This is a genomic window from Ponticoccus sp. (in: a-proteobacteria), from assembly GCF_048381735.1.
Genome location: NZ_JBLXGL010000002.1, coordinates 217,948 through 240,536, shown reverse-complemented (window position 1 = coordinate 240,536; position 22,589 = coordinate 217,948). Strand labels below are relative to the sequence as shown.

Genomic DNA, 22,589 nt, shown 5'->3' with positions numbered 1-22,589 from the left:
AGCCGGCTCAGGCGTCGCTGTCGACGGCGGCCTCGCCGGGAAAGCTGTTCTTCTCGGGCGGCGCGGTGTTCTCGGGCGCGGCATCGACAAGAAAATCCCAGGCGTCGCGGATGCGGCCCCAGGTCTCGACATTGCAGGCGGCCAGCAGGTAGCCGGTCTTGGCGTCGCCACGATAGTCAGAGCCGTCCAGCATCGCCACATGCCCGCCCGCCTGACGGATCGCCACAACCCCGGCGGGCTGGTCCCAGGGCGTCAGCTTGGCGTAAAGCAGGAAATCCATCTGGCCCTGCGCGACCATTCGCGCCTCGTGGCAGGCACAGCGCAGCATGGCCGAACGGCCAAAGCGCGGCATCGAGGCGGCAAAGGCCGCCTGCTTGTCGGCGGGAATGAGGTTCAGCGGCATGAAGCCCTTCAGCTCTTCCACCGGGCCGCCCTTCGAGGTCGCCAGCTTGCGGCGCACGCCGCGCGGCATGACCAGTTCGGCGCCGCGTTCCGCATCGGCGATGACGAAGTCGTTCAGGATCGGGTCGTAGAGCATCCCGAAGACCGGCTGGCCGAAACGCATGATCGAGACCATGACCCCGAAGACCGCCAGCCCATGCGCGTAGTTCCAGGTGCCGTCCACCGGGTCGATCGAGATGCAGAACTCGGCATCGGCGATCTTGTCGATGATCTCGGGATTGTCCGAGGCATGTTCCTCTCCGACGATCAGCGCATGCGGGAACATGATCTGAAGCCCGCGCGTGATCATCGCCTCGGCGGCCTTGTCCGCCTCTGTCACCAGGTCCTGCGGGCCGCTCTTCTCGTCGATCTGGTGGCTGCCGAGGTTGCGGAAGCGCGGCAGGATCTCGGCCCTGGCGGCACGGCGCACGAGGTTGATGACCTGTGCCCGTTGCGACGGGGTCAGGGGGGCGGTGATGGGCATCGGCAGGGAATCGGACATCGGACTTCCATGTTGCTGCGGTCGGGCAAGGCTTGCCAGCCCGGGACCGCGGGTTCAAGGCTACTCCCGCGCGCGCAGGATGCGGGCGGGGCGGGCGGCCAGCGGGCGCCAGGCGAACAACAGACCGGCAGCCAGCGTGGCAAGCACACCCCCGGTCACGATGGCAAGGGCCGAGGGCCACATGATTTCGAACTCGGTCTCCATGATGAAGGTGGCAATGGCCCAGCCGCCGGCGATGCCCGCGCCCAGGGCCACCAGACCGGCGGCGGCGCCCAGAAGGCCGGAGCGCAGGGCAAAGCTGCGCAGGATGCGGGCGCGGCTGGCGCCCAGCGTCTTCAGCACGGCGCTTTCGTAGGTGCGCGCGCCCTCGCCTGCGGCGGCGGCCCCGATCAGCACGAGAAAGCCGGTCAGCAGGGTCGCCGCCGCGCCCCAGCGCACGGCGCCCGCGATGCCTTCCAGCAGGCCGGACACGCGGTCGATGGCGTCGCGCACGCGGATCGCGGTGATATTGGGGTACTGGTTGGCCAGGTCGCGCAGGATCTGCGCCTCGGCCTCGGGCGCGGCGTAGACGGTCGAGATGAAGGTATGCGGCGCGGCCTGCAAGGCGGCGGGGTTCATCGTCATGACAAAGCCGATCCCGGCGGTCGAGAAATCCACGGCGCGGAACGAGGTGATCGTCGCGGTGATGTCGCGCCCGAGGATATTGACGGTGATCTCGTCGCCCAGATCCAGCCCCATCTCTGCGCCCTCTTCGGCGGCAAAGCTGATCTGCGGCGGGCCGTCGTAATCCTCGGGCCACCATGCGCCGCGCGTGACGGTGGTGCGGGCGTCGGGCTGCGCGGCATAGGTCACGCCCCGGTCGCCGCGCAGGACCCAGTGTTCGCCCGCCACCTCTGTCGCCGGTTGCCCGTTGATGCGGGTGATGATGCCGCGCAGCATGGGCGCGCTGTCGACGCGGCTGACGGCGGGATCGCTGTCCAGACGCTGCATGAAGCCGGGCATCTGGTCCTTCTGGATATCGACGAAGAAATAGGACGGCGCGACCTCGGGCAGGTCGCGGGCGATGGCGCCGCGCAGGTTGCCGTCGATCTGGCCGATGGCGGCCAGCACCGAGAGGCCAAGCCCCAGGGACAGCACCACAGACCCGGCGCTTTCGCCCGGCCCGCCGATGGCCCCCAGCGCCCAGCGCAGGACGGGCCGCCCGCGCGCCGCCCGGACCGAGCGGCGCGCGGCAAGGCGGATGCCCCATGCGGCCAGCGTCAGGACCGCCAGCGCCCCGAGGATGCCCCCGGCGGTCCAGAGCGTCAGCGTGGGGTCGCCCGAAAACAGCATGGCGGTGCCCACCAGCAGCCCCGCCAGCGCAAGCGTGGCGACGATGTAGCGCGCCGCCGGAAGCGTGCGCGCGCCGTCCAGCGCGTCGCGGAACAGGGTCGCGGCGCGCACCTCTTCGGCGCGGGCCAGCGGCCAGAGCGTGAACAGCAGCGCGGTCAGCACGCCATAGAGCGCGGCCTCTGCCAGCGGCGCGGGATGCAGCGCAAAGATCGCGGGCACCGGCAGGGCGGCGTTCATCACCGGCCCCAGCAGGATCGGGATCGCCGCGCCAAGCGCAAGGCCGATGGCGATGCCCAGAAGGCTGAGCACGCCGATCTGGAAGAAATAGGTCAGGAAGATCACCCGCCGCGTGGCCCCCAGCGTCCTGAGCGTGGCGATGACAGAGGTCTTGCGGCCAAGATAGGCGCGCACGGCAGAGGACACGCCGATGCCGCCCACCGCCAGCCCCGACAGGCCGACCAGCACGAGGAAACTGCCCAGCCGCTCGACAAAGCGCGCGATGCCGGGGGCGCCGTTGCGGGCGTCGCGCCACCGCAGGCCGGTGTCCTCGTAGCGCGCCAGCGCCTCTGCGCGCAGGGCATCGAGGTCGGTGCCGGGGGGCAGGGTCATGCGGTACTCGGTCTCGAACAGCGATCCCGGTTCCAGCAGGCCGGAGCCCTCCAGCGCCTCGGTGCGCACAATGGTGCGCGGGCCAAGGCCAAAGCCGTCCCCGGCGTCGTCCGGTTCGGTCCGGATCACGGCGGAAAGGGTGAAGGTCTGACTGCCAAGGCGAAAGCTGTCGCCCGGCACAAGGCCCAGCCGGTCCGCCAGCACCGGCGCCATGACGCCGCCCTGACCCTGCAGCGCCTGTGCCAGCGGCATCGGCGGGTCCAGCACCATCTCGCCAAGCAGCGGATAGGCCGCATCGACGGATTTCACCTGCGTCAGCCCGCGTTCCGTGCCCCCGGGCCCGTCGACCACCGCCATGGAGCGGAAATCCGTCACCTCGGAAACGCCTGTGGCGATGGTCCCGAGCCAGGCGCGTTCGTCCGGGGTGGCAAAGCGGTAGGTGAATTCGGCCTGCGCGTCGCCGCCCAGCAGGATGGCGCCCTGATCCTCCAGCCCGGCCTGAATGGCAGAGCGGACAGAGCCGACACCGGCGATGGCCGCCACCCCCAGCGCAAGACAGGCCAGGAAGATGCGGAAGCCGCGCAGGCCGCCGCGCAGCTCGCGGGCCGCGAAGCGGGCGGCGACGCGGGCGCTCATTCCGCCGCCTGCCGTGCCGCCTCGCCGTCGATGCGCCCGTCGCGCAGCCGCACCACGCGGTCGCAGCGCTCGGCCAGTTCCGGCGCGTGGGTCACCAGAACCAGCGTCGCGCCGTGATGGTCCGACAGGCCCAGCAGCAGATCCATGATCGCGGCGCCGTTGGCCCCGTCCAGATTGCCGGTCGGCTCATCTGCCAGCAGGATATCCGGTTCCGGCGCCAGCGCGCGGGCCAGCGCCACGCGCTGCTGTTCGCCCCCGGACATCTGCGAGGGATAGTGATCGGCCCGCGCCGCCAGCCCGACGCCCTCCAGCATGGCACGCGCCCGGTCGAAGGCGTCGCGATGGCCGGCAAGCTCCAGCGGGGTGGCGACGTTTTCCAGCGCGGTCATCGTCGGGATCAGGTGGAAGGACTGGAAGACCACCCCCATGTGATCGCGCCGGAACCGCGCCAGCGCGTCCTCGTTCATCGCGGTCAGGTCCTGACCCAGCGCCAGAACCTGCCCGCTGGTGGCCCTCTCGAGCCCGCCCATGACCATCAGAAGCGAGGACTTGCCGGACCCGGACGGGCCGATCAGGCCAATCGTCTCGCCCTTTTGGACATCGAGGTCGATGCCGTGCAGGATATCGAGCATCCCGGCATTGCCCTTCAGGCGCAAAGTCACATCTGAAAGCGAAAGCACGGGTTTGGTCATGGAAAGGGTCCGGTCATGAGGCTACGGGTCAGATATGGGGCCGGGGCGCTGGCCAGCAAGGCGGCGCTTGCGGTCACGCTTGCGTGGGGACAGCCCGCGACGGCAGAGCAGGTCCATATCCTTGCGCTGGGCGACAGCCTGACGCAGGGCTACGGACTGCTGGAAAGCGAGGGATTCGTGCCGCAGCTGCGGGCCTGGCTGGCCGCGCGCGGGCATGATGTCCGCATCGTCAACGGCGGGGTGTCCGGCGATACGACCGCAGGCGGGCTGGCGCGGGTCGAATGGTCGCTGACGCCCGAGATCGACGCGATGATCGTGACGCTGGGCGGCAACGACCTGCTGCGCGGGATCGACCCTGCCGTGGCGCGCGGGAATATCGAGGGTATCCTGAAGGTCGCGCAGGCCAGGGAACTGGAGGTCCTGCTGGTCGGCATGCAGGCGCCGGGCAACTACGGCCCCGACTACAAGGCGGCGTTCGAGGCGATCTATCCCGAGCTTGCCGAATCCTACGGCACGCTGCTGGCGGGGAATTTCTTTGACGGTCTGATGGAGGACGGGGCCGCGCCCGCCGATCTCGATGCCTTCATGCAGGCCGACGGCATTCACCCGAACGAGGACGGCGTTGCCCGAATCGTGGAAACCCTGGGGCCGCAGGTCGAGGCTTTGATCGCCCAGGCCTCAGAATGAGGTCTGGGCCTCGGGCTCGTGGCGTGCACCGAAAAGGCCGCGCAGCTTGCCCAGCACCACGATCAGGGTGCCAAGCAGGACCGAGCCGCCGAGGTAGATCAGGGCCGAGGTGCCGAAGCTTGCGTCGGTGAAGGCAAAAGCGATCAGGCTGGCCATGAAAGCCACCACACTGCCGAAGACATATGCCACTGCTGCCATTTCCACCTCCTGCTATGACACTACAGCTGCGAGAGCCTAATGTCATCTAAACAACTTTAAGAGGAAAAGGTTCCCAAAGGTCAACGACCAAATAGGGCGCGGGCGGCGAATCCCGGCATTCTCCGGGCTGTTTTACGCATCAAGGGGGCGTAATCGGTCTCTCCGGCCAGCAGGCGCAGGTATTCTTCGCGCAGCCTGCGTGATTCGCGAAAGCTTCGGATGAAGGCGGGCCTGAGGGCGTGGCGGAACATGATCGTGCGCAGAAGGCGGGCCAGGGTCAGGCCGTTGTGAATCGGGCGAAGGGCGGTGGTGTAGCGCCCCAGCGCCGCCTCGGGGTGAGCCGCGCCAAGCGCCTGGGCGGCGGCCTGCGCGGCAAGCTCGCCGCTGTGAAGGGCATGGGCGATGCCCTCTCCGGTGATCGGGTCGACCAGACCGGCGGCATCCCCCGCCAGCAGCACGCGCCCCTGCCCGGGCCGTTTGCGGAACCCGCCGAAGGGCAGGAACTGGCCCTTCACACGGGCGCCTTCGGGGATGTCGAGCCGCGCCATATAGGCCCTCATGGCGCGTTTCAGGTCGGGGTTGCGGGCCATGATGCCGCCAACGCCCACGGTGGTTCCGTTGGTCTTCGGAAACTGCCAGCCATAGCCCCATTCCGCCGCGCCGAAGTCGATTCGCAACGGACGCGCGGGATCGGCGCCGGGGTGCTCGATCTCCAGCGCAAAGCCGATCCGGTCGCGGTCGAAGGCCCGCCCGAACAGGGCATTGGCCGTGGGGCTGTTGACGCCGTCCGCCGCGATCAGCAGCGGCGCCGTCAGCCGCATCGTTTCGTTGAACAGTGCCGGGCCAGCGGGATCGCCCGGGTCGAGGTCAAGCGCATGGCCGGTGACATCCACCGCCCCGGCGGCCAGCGCCCGGTCGACAAGGTGGCGATCCAGCTCGCGGCGCATGGCCAGATGGATCGGCGGGGCGTCCCGCGTCATGCCCAGATCCTGCCCGAAGGCATGAAAGGCGAAATCCCGGCGTACCTCCATCGGGACATCCGGGTGGTCGGCGCCAAAGATTCGCCGGTGGTGGGCCATGGCGCGCCCGGTCAGCCCGCCACCGCAGAGTTTGTCCCGGGGAAAGCGCTTGCGGTCGACAAGCGCCACGCGCAGGCCGAGTTTCGCCGCGGTCATGGCGGCCGCGGCGCCTGCCGGGCCGGCACCCCGAACGATCAGATCGAAGTCCCGGCGCCCGTTCAGGTCTGTCACAGAACGGTGACTTTGGTTCCCACCGGCACGCGCGGGTACAGGTCCAGCACATGGTCGTTGACCAGCCGCACACAGCCGTTCGAGACAGAGCGCCCGATCGACTGGGGCTCGGTTGTGCCGTGGATGGCGTCGAAAGTGTAACGCCCGTCCCGATACAGGTACAGCGCGCGGGCGCCCAGCGGGTTGGACGGGCCGCCGGGCTGGACGTAGTCATTGCCCTTGAAGCGCCCGTAGGCCGCAGGATTACGCTCGATCATGGCATTGGTCGGGCGCCATGTCGGCCATTCCTTCTTTCTGCCGATGACATAGGTGCCCGAGATCGCCTGTCCGGCCCGGCCAAAGCCGACGCCGTAGCGCATCGCGGACCCGGGCTGGTCGATGTAATAGAGGAAATGCGCGCCGGGCAGGATCAGGATCTGACCCGGGGCAACGTCTCCCTTGATGGACACACGCTGGGGCCGGAAGATCGGATCGACCTCGAAGGCATGGGCGGGCATCGCGGCAGTCGCTGCCGCGGCGGCGAGGAGGGTACGGCGATTGATCATGGCAGCACTCTTTCTGGCAGTGAAGGCAGAGGTATCATGGACGAGTAACGTCGAAAGACAATCCCGGGTTCGGGAATCCCGATCTCACGATAGCGTCAGGGCTTATATACGGAAAGGACTATGTCATGACCTTCCGGTTGACCAGTGCGAAGGCCGCATTGACCCGCCGCCATCGGCGAGTCTCGGCTGGCTGTTGCGCGGATGCACCCGCCGCGCCACGACAGGCGGCGCAAAGCAAGCGGGACGGCGCCGCGGTCCCGGACAGAGCTACTCCTTCGGCACCTCGGCATTCCGCCCCGCGACGATAACGCTGACGAGATAGGCGGTTTCGGGCTTCATCCCCGCCATGATGGCGGCGGCCACGTTGGGCCTCATCCGTCCCAGGAAGCCTGCCGCGAACTCGGGGTCCATCTGCTCGAACAGCGCCGCGGCCTGCTTCGGCTTCATGTTGGCATAGACATCGGTCAGGCGGGCCAGGTCATCCTCTGCGGCGGTCTGGGCGAGGGCGAGCGTTGCGCGCAGGGCCTTCTCGGCCTCTTCTAGCGCCGCCAGCTTCCGGTCGATTTCCTGCTCGGCGACGGAAAGGGCCTGCATGCGGATGTCGATCTCGCTTTCGCGTTTGCGGATGCGCGCCTCTCGCGCCCTCAGCGAGTCGAGGAGCGGCATGAGGTCGGCCTCTGCCAGTATCGGCGCGCCGCCTGGCGGGGCCGCCGCGGCGTGTTGCCGTGCCATGGGCGCGGGGTCCTGCGCGGTCGCGGCCTGCATCCCGGGCCCCGGCGCCGGGTCTTCCCTGGCGAGGGCCTCCCCGGCGCCGATGGCGGTGCGCAGCAGGGCCGAGGCCACAAGCAGGCTGCCGACGGCGGCCAGCGTGCCGCGCGCACGCCCTTTGCGGCGCCGGGGCTTGGGGGCGGATCCGGGCGGCGGGGCGGTCTGTTTCCGGGTCATGACGGCGCCCTCAGTTGCGGGAGTGGCGGACAAAGACCGGGTCCGCGCCCTCTGCCGGGGCCGCGCCATTGGCCTGCGGCAGGTCGTGCATCGAGGCAACCAGCAGCTCCAGCCGCCGCGCCACATCCTCGGCCCGGCCGGTCAGATCCTGCAGAGATTTCGACGAATCGCCCGCCGTGGCCTGCGCCGCGTGCAGGGTCTTCGTCAGATCGTCGACCTGCGCGGACAGGACGGCCACCGCCCCGCCGACCCCGTTTTCCAGGTCGGTGAACCGGGTCAGCCGCCGCGCAAGGATGAAGCAGTAGAAGCCGGCCCCAAGCGCGCCCGCCACCAGCAGGATATCCGCAATCATTTCCATTCCCGTTCCTTTCAGTTCAGGACAAATTCGAGGACGAGAAGGTCGCGCACCCGACCCTCTCCGGCGACGAGCTTGACCCGCCGCAGCATCTGCCCGCGCAGACGCACCAGCGCGCCCTGCGCCCGCAGGTCTTCCGGTTCCAGCGCGCGGAGGTAGCTGTTCAGCACGTCCTGCACGCGCGGCAGAATGCCCTGCACTTCGGCCTCATGTGCGACGGGCACTTCAAGGCTTGCGCGGAACCGCAGGTGGTCGACATCCGAATGCGGCCCCAGTGACACGGTGATCTGCGGCACTTCTACGAAGGCGACCTGCGGAAGCGGGGCGGTGTCGGGGACGTCCCCGGCCAGGTGCTTTTCTTCCGTATGCGCGCCGGAACCGCCGCCGATCATCCCGGACTGCACGGCAAAGAACCCGCCGCCGCCGCCGGCCAAAGCCAGCACAATCCCGATGATCAGCGGCAGCCTGGAGGGCTTCTTCGCTGCCAGCGCCACTTCGTCGACGGTGGTGTCAGACATTCTTCACCTCTTGTCCGGTGCTGTCCGCTTATAGGCCGAAAGGGGCTAACTGATTGTTAAGTCGGATCGGTCAATCTTCCCCCAACCGAACAGAACGTTTGGAGCGGAGGTCGATCTTGAGCCAGATCCTGAAAAGCTGGAATGCCCTGGGCGGGCGCCAAAGAATGGTCGTTGTCGGTGCCACGCTTGCCATGGTGCTTGCCGTGCTGGGGTTGTCGCGGCTTGCCTCGGCACCGAATTTCGCGCTGCTTTACGCGGGGCTGGAAAACGAGGCGGCGGGCGAGGTGGTGAAGGCGCTGGAGGCGCGCGGCATCGCCTATGACGTGCGCGGCGGGGCCATTTTCGTCCCCGATTCGGACCGCGATGCCCTGCGCCTGACCCTCGCCAGCGAGGGGCTGCCCGCCAACAACGGGCAGGGCTACGAACTGCTCGACACGCTGTCGGGCTTCGGCACCACCTCGCAGATGTTCGACGCCGCCTACTGGCGCGCGAAAGAGGGCGAGCTGGCGCGCACCATCGTGTCGAACCCGCAGATCGCCAGCGCCCGGGTCCACATTGCCAACAGCTCTGCGAATCCCTTCCAGCGCGACATCACGCCCTCTGCCTCGATCTCGGTAACCACGACCGGCGGCGTCCTGTCGGTACAGCAGGCGCGGGCGCTGAAGTTCCTCGTGGCCTCCGCCGTGCCCGGCATGACGCCAGAGGCCGTGGCCGTGATCGACGGCAAGGGCGGGCTGATCGGTGCCGAGGACGAAAACGGCGGCGGCATCACCGCCGAGGACAAGGCGGCGCAGCTGCGCGACCGTGTCCAGCGCCTGATGGAGGCGCGGGTCGGCGCCGGCAACGCGGTGGTCGAGGTCAGCGTCGACCAGGTCACCGACAGCGAGCTGATTCGCGAGCGCAGCTTCGACCCGGAAAACCGCGTGGTCATTTCCACCGATACCGAGGAGCTGACCGACCGCGCGGAAAACACCGGCGGCGGCGATGTCACCGTGGCCTCGAACCTGCCCGACGGCGCGGCGGGTGGACCGGAAAGCTCGTCCTCGCAGAAGGCCGAAACGCGCGAGCGGATCAATTACGAGGTGTCCGAAACCACGCGCGAGATCAAGCGCCAGCCGGGCGCGATCCGGCGCCTGACCGTCGCGGTGCTGGTGAACGGCAGCTATGAGACCGGCGCCGACGGCACGCAGACCTTCGTGCCGCTGCCGGAAGAAGAGCTTTCGGCCCTGCGCGAGCTCGTCGCCTCGGCGGTCGGTTTCGAGGAGGCGCGCGGCGACCGGATCACCCTGCGCTCGCTGCCCTTCGACCGGCCCGAGGGGCTGGGCACCGGCCCGGCAGAGCCCGGCCTGTTCGCCGGGGCCATCGACACCATGCGGTTGATCCAGATGGGCGTTCTGGCCATCGTCGCGCTGATCCTCGGGCTTTTTGTCCTGCGCCCGATCCTGTCGCGCGGCGAGGCCGCCGTGGCCGGGGCCCTTCCGGCGCCCGAAGAAGAGGCCGGCGCGGCCCTCGACGGCGAGATCGACCCGGTCGGCGGTCTGGGCGACCTGCCGGTGATGGGTGACGGCCCGGACTTCGGCGGCATGGGCATGGTCGATTTCGACACCCCGGCAGAGGAGGACCCGGTGGATCGCCTGCGCGGCCTCATCGAGGAACGCAAATCCGAAACCGTCGAAATCCTGCGCAGCTGGCTCGAGGATGACCGGGAGAACGCGGCATGAGCCTGCTTGCCACCCTGCTGGAGGACTTCGCAAGCCCGGGGTCAGGCGGCGCCGTCGAACCCGAGGCGCCCAGGATCGGCGAGGCCGAGATCGAGGGGGCAAAGCTGGAGGCCTTCGAAAAGGGCTACAAGGCCGGGTGGGACGACGCGGTGAAGGCGCAGTCCGATGACCGGACCCGGATTTCCAGCGCCTTCGGCCAGCATTTGCAGGATCTGTCCTTCACCTATCACGAGGCCTACAGCCAGGTCATGAGCGCCGTGGCCCCGATCCTCAACGAGATGGCGGGAACCGTGCTGCCGCAGATCGCGCGGGCCACGCTGTCGCAGCATATCGCGGACCAGCTGGATGCCCTGACGCAGGAAATCGGCGCGCTTGACGTGGTCATCGCCGTTGCGCCCGCGCGGGTCGAGGCGGTGCAGGGCCTTCTGCAACAGGACTTCGGCTTTCCGATCACGCTGGCGGCGGACGCAACGCTGAACGAGGACCAGGCCGATATCCGCTTTGGCGAGACCGAGCGGCAGATCGACCTTGGAGAGTTGATCGCATCGGTCACCGAGGCGGTCGAAGGCTTCACCCACGACAATCAGAGGAGGATCGCCCATGGATAACGCCCAAGGCCGGCCGCAAGAGGCCAGCACGCCCTTCACCAATGTCCCGATCGAGATCACCGTCTCTGTCGGGCGGGCGCGTCCGCTGGTGCGCGAGTTGCTGCAACTGAACGAGGGGTCGGTCCTGACGCTCGACAAGCAGCTCGACGACCCGGTGGAGCTTTTCGTCGGCGACAAGCTGATCGGGATCGGCGTGCTGGAGGTGATGGAGGGCGACGGCGCGGGCCAGCTTGCCGTGCGCCTGACCGAGGTCGTCGATCTGCAGACCCCGGCCTGATCCATGCGCCGCCCGCCCGCTGCCCTGCTGGCCGCCGCGGGGCTTCTGCTGCTGCCCGATGCGGCCATGGCCCAGTCGATTGCCATCGACCTTGGCGAGGGCGGCTCTGTCGCCGCGACCTCGGTTCAGCTGATCGTCCTGATCACGCTGCTGAGCCTGGCGCCCGGCATCGCGATCATGGTGACCTGCTTTCCCTTCATGGTCACGGTTCTGGCGATCCTGCGGCAGGCGGTGGGGCTTCAGCAATCGCCGCCCAACATGCTGATCGTCAGCCTTGCGCTGTTCCTGACCTATTTCGTCATGGAGCCGGTCGTCACCGAGGCCTGGGAGACCGGCATAGAACCGCTTCTGAACGAAGAGATCGCGGTCGAAGAGGCGGCGCAGAACACGCTGGCGCCGTTCCGCGTCTTCATGGCGGGCCGGGTCGATCCCGATACCTTCCGGGCCATGGCGGATCTGAGGCCCGATGCAGCCGGACGGCTGCTGGAACCCGGGGCGCCGCTGTCGATTCTCGTTCCCAGCTTCATGCTGTCGGAAATCGCGCGGGCCTTTCAGGTTGGCTTCCTGATCTTCCTGCCCTTCCTGATCATCGACCTTGTCGTGGCCGCCGTGCTGATGTCGATGGGCATGATGATGGTGCCGCCAGCCATCGTTTCGCTGCCGTTCAAACTTGCCTTCTTCGTGATCGCCGATGGCTGGGCGCTGTTGGCCGGAAGCCTCGTGCGGGGCTATTTCTAGGCACGCCCGCCGGGCCGCGCGGGCCCTCTGCCCGCCGGATCAGGTCGGCGCGATCTCGATGGTGGTGCGCTGCCGGTAGGGGTGGTCGGGCGTGCAGAGCGTCGGGGGAAAACCGGGCCGGTTGACCGCGTCCGGGAAATCCTGCGCCTCCATGCAGAAGCCGCCGAAGGCGGCGTGATCCACACCGGGCCAGGGCGTGCCGTGGGGCGTCAGATGGGCGCCGGTGTAGAATTGCAGCCCGGGCCGGTCGGTCCACAGCCGCAGCCGCATGCCGTCCGGGCTGTCCGCCGTGGCCGCCGGACCGGCGCCCCCGTCGAGGGCGAAGTTCAGGTCGTAGCCCGCCCGCCCGGGGTCGATCTCGGCCAGCCGCTGCGGTGCGCGGAAGTCGTAGCGCGTGCCCGCGACCGGCAGGATCTCTCCGGTCGGCAGGGTTGCGGCGTCGGTCGGGGTATAGCGCTCTGCGGCGATGTGGAAACGGTGGTCGCGGATGTCGCCCCGTCCGGCGAGGTTGAAATAGAGGTGCTGGCACAGGTTCACCGGCGTCGGGCGATCCGGGCGGGCCAGCATCTCCCAGGTGAGGGCGGCGCCGTCCAGCGTCAGGCGCACAGAGACCTCGAGCGCGCCGGGAAAGCCCTGATCCAGATGCGGCGAGGCCAGGTGCAGGGTGACGGCGCGCGGACCCTCGGGCTGCATCCGCCAGAGACGCTTGCCGAAACCGTCGGGGCCGCCGTGGATCGTGTTCGGCCCGCTGTTGCGCGGCAGATCCCAGGTCCGGCCGTCCAGCGTGAAGCGCCCGCCAGAGATGCGGTTGGCGACGCGACCCACGGTCATGCCCATGGATTTCGGGTTCGCACGGTAATCCTCGGGGTCGGCATAGCCCAGCACGACACGCCGTCCGGCGACCTGCCAGTCCTGCACGCAGCAGCCCAGCGACAGGACCGTCACTTCGGTCTGGCCATCGCGCAGGACATGGCGCCTGATCGCATCGGACATCGTCTTTCCTCCTCCGGTCGGATTCGACCTACCAGAGCGGCGCGTCCGGGCCTAGCTTGCGGCCATGAAAAGCGATTCTCTCTTCGACAGCCGGTACAGCTGGCTCCGTCTTGGCATGACCGTGCTGATCGCGGTCATGGGCAATGTCGGAATGTGGGCCATCATCGTCATCATGCCGGAGGTACAGGCAGAGTTCGGCTCTGGCCGGGCGGAGGCCTCGCTGCCCTATGTCACCACCATGCTGGGATTCGCGCTGGGCAATATGGTCATCGGCCGGGCGGTCGACCGCTACGGCGTGACCGCCGCGCTTTGCGGGGCGGCGGTGCTCAGCGCGGCGGGCTACGGGCTGGCGGCGCTGTCGCCCTCGATCGCGGTGCTGGCGCTGGTGCAGCTGGTCGTGGGTTTCGGCACGGCGGCAAGCTTCGGGCCGCTGATCGCGGATGTCAGCCAGTGGTTCCAGCGGCGGCGCGGCATCGCCGTGGGCATCGCGGCCTCGGGCAACTACCTGTCGGGGGCGCTTTGGCCGGTGCTGCTGGGCTGGCTGGCCGCCGATGCGGACTGGCGCATGATCTACCTGATCCTGGCGGTGCTGACCGTGGTGATCGTGCTGCCGCTGGCGCAGCTGCTGCGGCGGCGGGTGCCGGAAGAGGCGCTGGCACAGGCCGAGGCGGCCTCGCTCAGCCGCGCCCGCGCCACCGGCTTCAGCCCGCGCCAGTTGCAATGGATGCTGGGGCTGGCCGGGGTGGCCTGCTGCGTCGCCATGTCGATGCCGCAGGTGCATATCGTGGCGCTTTGCGTCGACCTGGGCTTTGGCGCGGCGGTGGGCGCCGAGATGCTGTCGCTGATGCTGCTGGGCGGTGTCGTGTCGCGGCTGGTCTCGGGGGTGCTGGCGGATCGGCTTGGAGGGGTGCGCACGCTGCTGATCGGCTCTGCCCTGCAATGCCTTGCGCTGTTCCTCTACCTGCCCGCCGGGGGGCTGGTGAGCCTCTATGTGGTCAGCCTGATCTTCGGCCTGAGCCAGGGCGGCATCGTGCCGAGCTATGCGGTGATCGTGCGCGAGTACCTGCCCGCGCGGGAGGCCGGCGCGCGGGTCGGTTTCGTTATGATGATGACCATCGTGGGCATGGCCCTGGGCGGCTGGATGTCCGGCGCGATCTACGACTGGACGGGCAGCTACCAATGGGCCTTCATCAACGGGATCGTGTGGAACGGGCTGAACATCGCGATCATGGTGGTGATCCTGACGCGCGGCAGCCGGGCGCGGGGCATGGTGGCGGCGTAAGAGGGGGCGCTGCCCCCGCCTTCGGCCCCCCGAGGGTATTTTGGCCAAGAAGAAACCGGAAGGGGGCTGTGACGCGGCCCCCGCGGTGAGCGGACCGTTGCGAAGGCGTGGCGCGAGGAGGAGGCCCGGGCCTCAGTCGTCCTCGACATCCGCATGCAGGTGGCGTTCGCCGCGTGCGCGGGCGAGGGCGATCTGTTTCTGCCGCTCGCGGAAGCGGGCCTTGTCCTCGGCGGAGGTTTCCCCGGCGCAGAGGTGGCAGGAGACGCCGTCTTCGTATTCCGGGCGGGCGCGGTCCCCGGGCAGGATCGGGCGGCGGCAGGCGTGACACAGGTCGTGCGGCCCCTCGACGAGCCCGTGGCCGACCGAGACGCGCCCGTCGAAGACGAAGCAGTCGCCCTGCCAAGTGCTGTCGGCCTCGGGGATTTCCTCGAGGTATTTCAGGATGCCGCCCCTGAGGTGGTAGACCTCTTCGACGCCCTGTCCGATCAGCCAGTTGGTGGATTTCTCGCAGCGGATGCCGCCGGTGCAGAACATCGCGATGCGCTTGTTGTGGAAGCGGTGCTTGTTGGCCTCCCACCAGGCGGGGAAGTCGCGGAAGCTGTCGGTCTTCGGGTCGACGGCGCCTTCGAAGGTGCCGATGGCGACCTCGTAATCGTTGCGGGTGTCGATCACGGCGACGTCGGGGCTGCGGATCAGCGCGTTCCAGTCGGCGGGTTCGACGTAGTGGCCGGTGCGCGCCGTCGGATCGACGTCGGGCTGGCCCATGGTCACGATCTCGCGCTTCAGCCGCACCTTGAGGCGGGCGAAGGGGCGGTCCGTGGCGGTCGAGAGCTTCCATTCGAGGTCGGCGCAGCCGGGCAGGGTGCGGATCTGCGCCAGGAGCCGGTCGATGCCCGCGCGCGGCCCGGCGACGGTGCCGTTGATGCCTTCGCCCGCCAGAAGCAGCGTGCCGGTGATGCGTTCCGCCGTGCAGAGGTCGATCAGCGGCTGGCGCAGGGCCTCCGGATCCTCGAATCGGGTGAAGTGGTAGAGGGCGCAGACGGTGAACATGGGTTTTCGATAGGCCTAGGCGCCTGCGGTCTCAACAGGTCTTTCTGCCGCAATGGCAAGGCCGTTCACGACGGCGGTGAAGACCTCGGTGTCCACCGGCAGGGCTTCGGGCAGGGCGCCGGCCATGGCGGCGCGGACCGGCGCCAGCAGGCTGGAGCCGCCGACGAAGACGCATTGGGTGACGGTGCCCGGCGCCACGCCCGCCTCGGCGATACAGTCGAGCGCGGTCGCCGCGATCTGCTCGGCAAAGCCCTGCGTGGCCCCGGCCAGCGCGGCCTGCGTCAGCGGGACGGACAGGCCGCGTTCGACCTCTGTCAGGCGGATCAGGCCCTGCGGCGCGCCGTTGGCCTCTATCTTGCCGGCCTCGACCGCATAGGCGATGTCATGGCCAAGGTGGCTTTCCAGCACCTCGGCCAGCCGTTCGAAAGGCTCGGGATCGGGCGCCAGCCGGACCCAGCGCTGCACCTCGCGCAAGAGCGCGGCATCGTAGACGAAGGGGATCTTCTCCCACGAGGCGAGGTCCTGGAACAGCGCGCGGGGCGCGGTGTGGGTGCGGCTGCCCAGTTCGGCGCCGATCTCGGATTCGTAGCCCAGAAGCGGCATGGCATGGGCCAGCGACAGCGCCTTGTCGAAGTCGGTGCCGCCAAGGCGCAGGCCGGTGCTGGCCAGCACCTCTGTCCGGTCGCCCGCGCGGTCGCAGAGGGTGAAGTCCGAGGTGCCGCCGCCGATGTCGACGATCAGCATGCGGCCCGCGCCGTCGACGGCCAGCGCGGCGGCCTCGGGTTCGGGCAGGAAGTCGACGGCCTTGAACCCCGCCATCAGGTAGGCCTCGCGCAGGTCCTCCAGCGCCTGTGCGTGCCGCTCTGCGGAGGCGGAGTGGAAGCGCACCGGGCGGCCCGAGAGCGCCGTGTCGAAGCGCATGCCGGTATGCGCCTCGGCCCTTTGCCGGATCTCGGTGAGGAAGCGCGCGATCACCTCGATCAGCGTCACGCGCTCGTTCAGCAGGCGGCGCGGTTCGCGGGCCAGCGGGGTGCCGAGGATCGACTTCAGCGCGCGCATGAAGCGGCCCTCTTGTCCGTCGCGCATGGCCCGGGCGGCGGCGCTGCCGTAGACATAGCGGCGCTCGGCGTAGTCGATGAAGACGGCGGTGGGCAGCGTCTGGGCGCCCGGCTCCAGCGGGATCGCGTAGGGGCGTCCGCCCGCCATGACCCCGGCGGCGGTGTTCGAGGTGCCGAAGTCCAGTCCTATGCGTGCCATCACAATGCCTCCCGAGAGAAAGGGGCGGGGGATAGACCGGCGCGGCGGCCATGGCAATTCCCTTTCGGCGCCCCTAGGGTGGGCGCAAGCAAACGGAGGACTGCCATGCAGGCGCTGATCGTCATCGACGTGCAGAACGACTTTTGCCCCGGCGGCGCGCTGGCGGTCGCTGGCGGGGACGAGATCGTCCAGCCGATCAATGCCCTGATGGCGGATTTCGAGGCCGTCGTGCTGACGCAGGACTGGCACCCGGCGGGGCATTCCTCTTTCGCGTCGCACCACGCGGGCAAGGCCCCCTTCGAGACGGTCGAGATGCCCTATGGTACGCAGGTCCTGTGGCCGGACCACTGCGTGCAGGGCAGCCCCGGCGCCGGGTTCCACATGGCGCTGGAGGTGGACCGCGCCGACATGATCGTCCGCAAGGGCTTTCGCCCCGCTATCGACAGCTATTCCGCCTTCTTCGAGAACGACCGCCAGACCCCCACCGGGCTGGAAGGCTACCTGCGCACGCGCGGGATCGAGAGCCTTGTCATGGTCGGGCTGGCGACGGATTTCTGCGTGGGCTTCAGCGCCATCGACGCGGCGCGGCTGGGCTTTGGTGTCACGGTGCGGCGCGAGCTGTGCCGGGCCATCGACCTCGACGGATCGCTCGCCGCCTCGCTGGCCGCGATGCAGGAGGCGGGCGTCACCCTGACCTAGGGGCTTTGCGCTGCGGGCCGGCCGGGCAGGGGCGCGGCGCGCCCCGATGCGACCTGGTGCGCCGTTGGGTTCCGGTCTGTTTCCTTGTGGCGCGGGCGGTCAGCGCCGGGTTCCGCGCCAAGGCACCATGCCGCGACGGTGCGCTGCGCGCCGGGCGGGTCTGCGGGCCGCACCGGTCCGCCCGGAGCACCGGGAGAAAACGCTTTTCCCTCCCGGAAGCAATGGCGTATCACCCCCAAGGCAGGATGAGGGGGACGTGCCATGGACATCGCCACGCGAGTCTGGAACCACAAGTGGAAGATCGACCCGATCGTCAGGTCGCTGATCGACACCGATTTCTACAAGCTGCTGATGTGCCAGTCGGTCTTCCGCAACCGTCGCGACACGCAGGTGACCTTTTCGCTGATCAACCGGACGCAGTCGGTGCCGCTGGCCAAGCTGATCGACGAGGGCGAGCTGCGCGAGCAGCTGGACCACATCCGGTCCCTGTCGCTGTCGCGCGGCGAAAGCACATGGCTGCGCGGCAATACCTTCTATGGCAAGCGCCAGATGTTCCGCCCCGACTTCATGGAGTGGTTCGAGGGGCTGCGCCTGCCCGCCTACCATCTGGAGCGCGTGGGCGACCAGTACGAGCTGACCTTCGAGGGCAACTGGCCCGAGGTCATGATGTGGGAGATCCCGGCGCTTGCGGTGCTGATGGAACTGCGCGGGCGCGCCGTCCTGCACGACATGGCGCGCTTCGAGCTTCAGGTGCTTTACGCCCGCGCCATGACCAAGCTGTGGGAAAAGGTCGAGCGCCTGCGCACCGTTCCCGAATTGCGCATCGCCGATTTCGGCACCCGGCGGCGGCACTCGTTCCTCTGGCAGGACTGGTGTGTGCAGGCCATGCTGGAGGGGCTTGGCCCCAGGTTCGTCGGCACCTCCAACTGCCTGATCGCCAAGAACCGCGATCTGGAGGCGATCGGCACCAATGCGCACGAGCTGCCCATGGTCTATGCCGCGCTGGCCGATGGCGACGCGGCGCTGGCCCGCGCGCCCTACGATGTGCTCGCCGACTGGCACGAAGAGCACGAGGGCAACCTGCGGATGATCCTGCCCGACACCTATGGCACCGAGGGCTTCCTGAAGCGCGCGCCGGACTGGCTGGCGGGCTGGACCGGCATCCGCATCGACTCGGGTGATCCCGCGACCGGGGCTGAGGTTGCGATCCGCTGGTGGCAGGAGCGCGGCGAGGATCCGCGCGACAAGCTGATCATCTTCTCGGACGGGCTGGACGAGGAGAAGATCCTTGAACTTTACGCCCAGTTCGCCGGGCGGGTGCGGATATCCTTTGGCTGGGGCACGCTTCTGACCAATGATTTCCGGGGCCTGACCCCCGGCGACCGGCTGGCGCCCTTCAGCCTTGTCTGCAAGGCGGTCAGCGCCGATGGCCGCCCGACGGTGAAGCTGTCCGACAACCCGAACAAGGCGATGGGCCCGGCGGAAGAGATCGAGCGTTACAAGCGTGTGTTCGACGTCGGCCAGCAGGACGCGATGGAGGTCGTGGTCTAGGCCGGGCGCAGGCGGCGCTTCATGCGCGCGACGGCCCGGGTCTTGTGCCTGCGGCTGACCGTGCCCGTCCCGTCATCGCCCCTGCGGCGCCGGTCCGGGCAGAGGGCGGCGATAGGGGGCTGCCCGCAGGCCCTTGATTCCGGCATGGCGATGCCGACGTTTTTGGTTACCGGGGCCGCGCCGGACGGCGTCGGGAGGAATGCCGGGCCATTCGGCCTATCGGACAAGACCCGCTGCAAGGCGGGCCGCCACGCCGGATGTCTAGGTGACCGGACCGGCTGCACCAAAAAGGCCGGGCCGTCATGCCCCGGCCTGCGATCAAAGTGATACGGGGCCGGGGAATGCGGGCGTCCGGCTGTCGAAGGGAAGGACAGAGATGCCCGATTTCATCAAGCGCCTCGGGGCCGCCGCGCTGGTGGTGACGCTGGCCTTGCCCGTCGCCGCGCAGGATCTGCCGGTGGTCCGCGCCGCGACGCTGAAGATCGGCACCGTCAACTGGGAGCTGGAAACCATCATCCGGAACGGGTTGGACGAGAAACACGGCTTCACGCTGGAGATGCAGCCCTATGCCGACAACGGCGCCACCCGCGTTGCCGTCGAGGGCGGCGAGGCCGACATGGCCGTGGCCGACTGGATCTGGGTCGCGCGCCAGACCGCGGGCGGCAAGGATTACACCTTCATCCCCTATTCCAGGGCCGTGGGCGGCCTTCTGGCGCCGGCGGGCAGCGGCGTCGAGACGCTGAAGGATCTGGCCGGGGGCAAGGTGGGCATCGCGGGCGGCCCGCTGGACAAGTCGTGGCTGATCCTGCGCGCCTATGCGCAGCAGGAGTACGGCATGGACCTCGCCGCCGAGACCGAGCAGGTCTTCGGCGCGCCGCCGCTGATCTTCAAGTCCGGCCTGTCGGGCGAGCTGAACGGTGCCATCAACTTCTGGCACTTCCTCGCCAAGATGAAGGCGTTGGGCATGGTCGAGGTGATCTCCGTCGCAGAGGCGGCCACCGCGCTGGGCCTGAACACCGACACGCCGCTTCTGGGCTACTACTTCAAGCAGGGCTTCCTGAACGAGACCCCCGGTCTGGCGCAGGCCTTCTACGAGGCCAGCCGCGCGGCCAAGGACATGCTCGCCAAGGACGATGCGGCATGGGAGGCGATCCGCCCGATGATGAACGCGAACACCGACGCGCAGTTCGAGGCGCTGAAGGCCGACTGGATCGCGGGCATCCCGGCGCGCGGGCCGGTTGACATCGAGGGCGCCAACAAGATGCTGGCGCTGATGAACGCGTTGGGCGGCGAGGCGCTGGTGGGCGCGGCCACCGAGATCCCCGGCGGCCTCTTCGCCGACGTGGAATAACGGCAGAAGGATCGCCCGATGACCGGCCCCCCTGCGGCCACCTCTGCCCTGTCGCTTGTCGGGCTGCTGGTGCTCTGGATCGTGGCGGCGGCGCTGACCGCCGACCCGCAGATCCTGCCGCAGCCCTGGGCGCTGGTGCAGCCCTTCCTGCGCGAGACCTCTTCCGGCGAACTGCCCTACCACCTTGGCGCGACGCTCTGGCGGGTGGCCTGGGCCTTCGCGCTGGCCATGGGGCTGGGCATCGCGCTGGGGCTGGTCATGGGGCGGTCGGACCGGGTGAATCGCTGGCTCGATCCGTGGCTGGTGGTCTTCCTGAACCTGCCCGCGCTGGTGCTGATCGTGCTCTGCTATCTCTGGATCGGGCTGAACGAGACGGCGGCCATCCTTGCCGTGACGCTGAACAAGATCCCCAATGTCGCGACCGTGGTGCGCGAGGGCGCGCGGGCGCTGGACCCCAACCTCGACGCCATGGCGCGGGTCTACCGGATGTCGGCGCTGTCGCGGCTGCGGCATGTGACCCTGCCGCAGCTGGCGCCCTTCATCACCGGGGCGGCGCGGGCCGGGATCGCGGTGATCTGGAAAATCGTGCTGGTGGTCGAATTCCTTGGCCGCTCCTCGGGCGTCGGTTTCCAGATCCACCTCTATTTCCAGCTTTTCGACGTGGCCATGGTGCTGGTCTACGCCCTGTCCTTCATCGCCGTCATGCTGGTGGTCGAGTGGCTGGTGCTGCAACCCTGGGAGCGCCGCGTGCGCCGCTGGAGGCAGGCGTGATCGCGGTCGACGTCACCTCGAAACGCTTCGGAGCCACGCAGGTGCTGGGCCGCGTGCGCTTCGACGTCGCGCCGGGCGAGACGGTGGCGCTGCTTGGGGCCTCGGGGATCGGCAAGTCGACGCTGCTGCGGATCGTGGCGGGGATCGACAGCGATTTTCAGGGCCGGGTGACGCGCCCCGACGCCACGGCCATCGTCTTTCAGGAGCCGACCCTGCTGCCGTGGCGCTCGGCGCTGGACAACCTGCTCTTGACCCAGCCGGGGCTGGACAAGCCCGCCGCCCGGGCCGCGCTGCAGCGTGTCGGCCTTGCGGGCAGGGGCGATGCCTTTCCCGGCCAGTTGTCGCTGGGCCAGCAGCGGCGGCTGTCGCTGGCGCGGGCCTTTGCCGGGCGCCCGGCCTTCCTGATCATGGACGAGCCCTTCGTCTCGCTTGACCCGGAACGGGCCGCTCAGATGATCGGCCTGACCGAGGCGCTGATCGCCGAAACCCGGCCCGCGACCCTGTTCGTCACCCATTCGCGGGCCGAGGCCGACCGCCTTGCCGACCGCGTGCTGGTGCTGTCGGGCCAGCCCGCCACGCTGGAGGCCTGAGGCGCGCCGCGTGTCCCGGCCCTGTCGCTGATCGGTGCCGACCGCATTCGCCCCGGCGCCGTGCTGCCCGACCTGCCGGGCCGCGCCCGGTCCCTGCCGGGTCTTCTGCGGCGGGCGGAATAGGGGCCGCAGGCTGCCCCGTCAGGCATCCGCATCCGACAGGCCCGGAAAACAGGCGTTCCGCCCGGCCTCTGCAAACCCGCGCGAGATGGTTGCATTACGGGGCATTTCGGCTAGCTTTCCGGTGGGGAGGATTGGCCATGCAACACTTCAAGATGGTCGACTCGGGGCCTTCGGTTTCCACGGTGCTTATCGTGGACGATCATCCGCTGTTCATCGACGCGCTTGCATCCGCACTGGAAGGCGTGTTTCGCGGCGTGACCGTCCGCAAGGCCGGGTCGCTTGGCGCCGCGCTGAAGGCGCTGGACGAAGGGTTCCGCCCCGATCTGGTGATGTTCGACCTGAAGCTGCCGGACGTGCACGGCATTTCCGGCTTCGTGACCCTGCGGGCAAGGGTGCCGGACGTGCCGATCCTGGTGATCTCGTCGCTGACCTCGCGCGCCGTGGTCACGGCGCTGATGCAGGAAGGCTCTGCCGGGTTCCTGACCAAGGACACCCCGGTCGAAGAGCTTCAGTCGGTGCTGGGCGAGATCGCCAAGGGCCGCAAGCATGTGCCCAAGGACTACCGCGACGAAGGCGAAGGGGAAGAGCCCCTGCCAGAGGGCCTGCAAGGCAACCTCGCCTCGCTGACGCCGCAACAGCAGAAGGTCATGAAGCTGATCTGCGCCGGCAAGCCCAACAAGCAGATCGCCTACGAGCTGCAGCTGGCCGAGGCGACGGTAAAGGCCCATATCACCGCCCTGCTGCGGCGTCTTGGCGTGCGCAACCGCACGCAGGCGGCGCTGATGGTCGAGGCGGCGCGCGCCAGCGCCATCGCCACGGAAGAAGAGCCCGAGACCCGCAACTTCCTGTGCCACTGACACCACGGGAC

24 protein-coding genes are annotated in these 22,589 nt (G+C 68.9%); 12 read left to right on the top strand and 12 right to left on the bottom strand.

The genetic code is table 11. The features are described from left to right. Positions 1–7: 7 nt before the first annotated feature. From ACN5KJ_RS05475 to ACN5KJ_RS05465, 3 genes are read right to left on the bottom strand one after another with little or no spacing between them, the layout of a single operon-like run. Positions 8–943, bottom strand: coding sequence for an inositol monophosphatase family protein (locus ACN5KJ_RS05475; RefSeq protein WP_418592480.1), 936 nt, complete (start codon positions 941–943; stop codon positions 8–10). A gap of 60 nt (positions 944–1,003) precedes the next feature. Next, complete coding sequence (locus ACN5KJ_RS05470; protein ID WP_418592479.1) at positions 1,004–3,520, bottom strand: ABC transporter permease; 2,517 nt, start codon at positions 3,518–3,520, stop codon at positions 1,004–1,006. Further along, positions 3,517–4,212: an ABC transporter ATP-binding protein gene (locus ACN5KJ_RS05465; RefSeq protein ID WP_347166258.1), complete on the bottom strand. Its 696-nt coding sequence runs from the start codon at positions 4,210–4,212 to the stop codon at positions 3,517–3,519. The genes ACN5KJ_RS05470 and ACN5KJ_RS05465 overlap by 4 nt, the downstream gene beginning before the upstream one ends. Before the next feature lie 15 nt (positions 4,213–4,227). Here ACN5KJ_RS05465 and ACN5KJ_RS05460 point away from each other — a divergent pair, with 15 nt between their 5' ends. Next, a complete protein-coding gene (locus ACN5KJ_RS05460; protein WP_418592477.1) occupies positions 4,228–4,899 on the top strand; it encodes an arylesterase in 672 nt (223 codons plus the stop codon). On the opposite strand, the gene ACN5KJ_RS05455 is transcribed toward ACN5KJ_RS05460, so the two are convergent. From ACN5KJ_RS05455 to ACN5KJ_RS05430, 6 genes are all read right to left on the bottom strand, one after another. Beyond that, on the bottom strand, positions 4,891–5,097 hold the full coding sequence (locus ACN5KJ_RS05455) for a hypothetical protein (protein ID WP_347166256.1): 207 nt from the start codon (positions 5,095–5,097) through the stop codon (positions 4,891–4,893). The genes ACN5KJ_RS05460 and ACN5KJ_RS05455 overlap by 9 nt on opposite strands. Positions 5,098–5,177: 80 nt before the next feature. Then, positions 5,178–6,347, bottom strand: coding sequence for a geranylgeranyl reductase family protein (locus tag ACN5KJ_RS05450; protein ID WP_418592476.1), 1,170 nt, complete (start codon positions 6,345–6,347; stop codon positions 5,178–5,180). Further along, entirely contained in the window at positions 6,344–6,892 is a 549-nt protein-coding gene (locus tag ACN5KJ_RS05445; RefSeq protein ID WP_347166254.1) for a L,D-transpeptidase, read from the bottom strand. The genes ACN5KJ_RS05450 and ACN5KJ_RS05445 overlap by 4 nt, the downstream gene beginning before the upstream one ends. Positions 6,893–7,159: 267 nt before the next feature. Next, the gene (locus tag ACN5KJ_RS05440) at positions 7,160–7,837 is read right to left on the bottom strand and encodes a MotE family protein (RefSeq protein ID WP_418592474.1); all 678 of its coding nucleotides are present in this window, start codon (positions 7,835–7,837) and stop codon (positions 7,160–7,162) included. A 10-nt stretch (positions 7,838–7,847) separates the two neighbouring features. Beyond that, complete coding sequence (locus ACN5KJ_RS05435; protein ID WP_418592472.1) at positions 7,848–8,195, bottom strand: hypothetical protein; 348 nt, start codon at positions 8,193–8,195, stop codon at positions 7,848–7,850. 11 nt (positions 8,196–8,206) lie between these two features. Beyond that, a complete protein-coding gene (locus ACN5KJ_RS05430) occupies positions 8,207–8,710 on the bottom strand; it encodes a flagellar basal body-associated FliL family protein (RefSeq protein WP_418592470.1) in 504 nt (167 codons plus the stop codon). A 116-nt stretch (positions 8,711–8,826) separates the two neighbouring features. Here ACN5KJ_RS05430 and fliF point away from each other — a divergent pair, with 116 nt between their 5' ends. Genes fliF through fliP form a run of 4 tightly spaced genes read left to right on the top strand, consistent with a single transcriptional unit; the run spans position 8,827 to position 12,054 of the window. Then, entirely contained in the window at positions 8,827–10,431 is a 1,605-nt protein-coding gene (gene fliF / locus ACN5KJ_RS05425; protein ID WP_418592468.1) for a flagellar basal-body MS-ring/collar protein FliF, read from the top strand. Then, positions 10,428–11,039 (top strand): ABC transporter ATP-binding protein, encoded by a 612-nt coding sequence (locus ACN5KJ_RS05420; RefSeq protein WP_418592466.1) that lies wholly within the window; start codon positions 10,428–10,430, stop codon positions 11,037–11,039. Before fliF ends, ACN5KJ_RS05420 begins: the two co-directional genes overlap by 4 nt. Beyond that, a complete protein-coding gene (locus ACN5KJ_RS05415) occupies positions 11,032–11,316 on the top strand; it encodes a FliM/FliN family flagellar motor switch protein (protein ID WP_418592464.1) in 285 nt (94 codons plus the stop codon). The genes ACN5KJ_RS05420 and ACN5KJ_RS05415 overlap by 8 nt, the downstream gene beginning before the upstream one ends. Before the next feature lie 3 nt (positions 11,317–11,319). Next, positions 11,320–12,054, top strand: a complete 735-nt coding sequence (gene fliP / locus ACN5KJ_RS05410) for a flagellar type III secretion system pore protein FliP (RefSeq protein WP_418592463.1) — start codon at positions 11,320–11,322, stop codon at positions 12,052–12,054. Positions 12,055–12,093: 39 nt separating this feature from the next. Here fliP and ACN5KJ_RS05405 read toward each other — a convergent pair whose 3' ends face one another. Continuing rightward, positions 12,094–13,047 carry an aldose epimerase family protein gene (locus tag ACN5KJ_RS05405; protein ID WP_418592462.1) on the bottom strand — a complete coding sequence of 318 codons (954 nt, stop codon included), beginning with the start codon at positions 13,045–13,047 and terminating at the stop codon, positions 12,094–12,096. A gap of 64 nt (positions 13,048–13,111) precedes the next feature. Here ACN5KJ_RS05405 and ACN5KJ_RS05400 point away from each other — a divergent pair, with 64 nt between their 5' ends. Beyond that, positions 13,112–14,329: an MFS transporter gene (locus tag ACN5KJ_RS05400; RefSeq protein WP_418592460.1), complete on the top strand. Its 1,218-nt coding sequence runs from the start codon at positions 13,112–13,114 to the stop codon at positions 14,327–14,329. A 132-nt stretch (positions 14,330–14,461) separates the two neighbouring features. Here ACN5KJ_RS05400 and ACN5KJ_RS05395 read toward each other — a convergent pair whose 3' ends face one another. Both ACN5KJ_RS05395 and ACN5KJ_RS05390 read right to left on the bottom strand, forming a co-directional pair. Then, on the bottom strand, positions 14,462–15,379 hold the full coding sequence (locus ACN5KJ_RS05395; RefSeq protein WP_418592458.1) for a rhodanese-related sulfurtransferase: 918 nt from the start codon (positions 15,377–15,379) through the stop codon (positions 14,462–14,464). 15 nt (positions 15,380–15,394) lie between these two features. Further along, entirely contained in the window at positions 15,395–16,636 is a 1,242-nt protein-coding gene (locus tag ACN5KJ_RS05390) for an Hsp70 family protein (RefSeq protein ID WP_418592456.1), read from the bottom strand. A gap of 105 nt (positions 16,637–16,741) precedes the next feature. Here ACN5KJ_RS05390 and pncA point away from each other — a divergent pair, with 105 nt between their 5' ends. The 6 genes from pncA (at position 16,742) to ACN5KJ_RS05360 (ending at position 22,578) form a co-directional block, all read left to right on the top strand. After that, entirely contained in the window at positions 16,742–17,335 is a 594-nt protein-coding gene (gene pncA, locus ACN5KJ_RS05385) for a bifunctional nicotinamidase/pyrazinamidase (RefSeq protein ID WP_347166244.1), read from the top strand. A gap of 261 nt (positions 17,336–17,596) precedes the next feature. Then, positions 17,597–18,886 (top strand): nicotinate phosphoribosyltransferase, encoded by a 1,290-nt coding sequence (gene pncB, locus ACN5KJ_RS05380; protein WP_418592454.1) that lies wholly within the window; start codon positions 17,597–17,599, stop codon positions 18,884–18,886. A gap of 376 nt (positions 18,887–19,262) precedes the next feature. Then, a complete protein-coding gene (locus ACN5KJ_RS05375; protein ID WP_418592453.1) occupies positions 19,263–20,237 on the top strand; it encodes an ABC transporter substrate-binding protein in 975 nt (324 codons plus the stop codon). A gap of 18 nt (positions 20,238–20,255) precedes the next feature. Then, on the top strand, positions 20,256–21,008 hold the full coding sequence (locus ACN5KJ_RS05370; RefSeq protein WP_418592451.1) for an ABC transporter permease: 753 nt from the start codon (positions 20,256–20,258) through the stop codon (positions 21,006–21,008). Next, positions 21,005–21,598 (top strand): ABC transporter ATP-binding protein, encoded by a 594-nt coding sequence (locus ACN5KJ_RS05365; protein ID WP_347166240.1) that lies wholly within the window; start codon positions 21,005–21,007, stop codon positions 21,596–21,598. Before ACN5KJ_RS05370 ends, ACN5KJ_RS05365 begins: the two co-directional genes overlap by 4 nt. A gap of 260 nt (positions 21,599–21,858) precedes the next feature. Next, positions 21,859–22,578, top strand: coding sequence for a response regulator transcription factor (locus ACN5KJ_RS05360; RefSeq protein WP_347166239.1), 720 nt, complete (start codon positions 21,859–21,861; stop codon positions 22,576–22,578). Positions 22,579–22,589 lie beyond the last annotated feature (11 nt).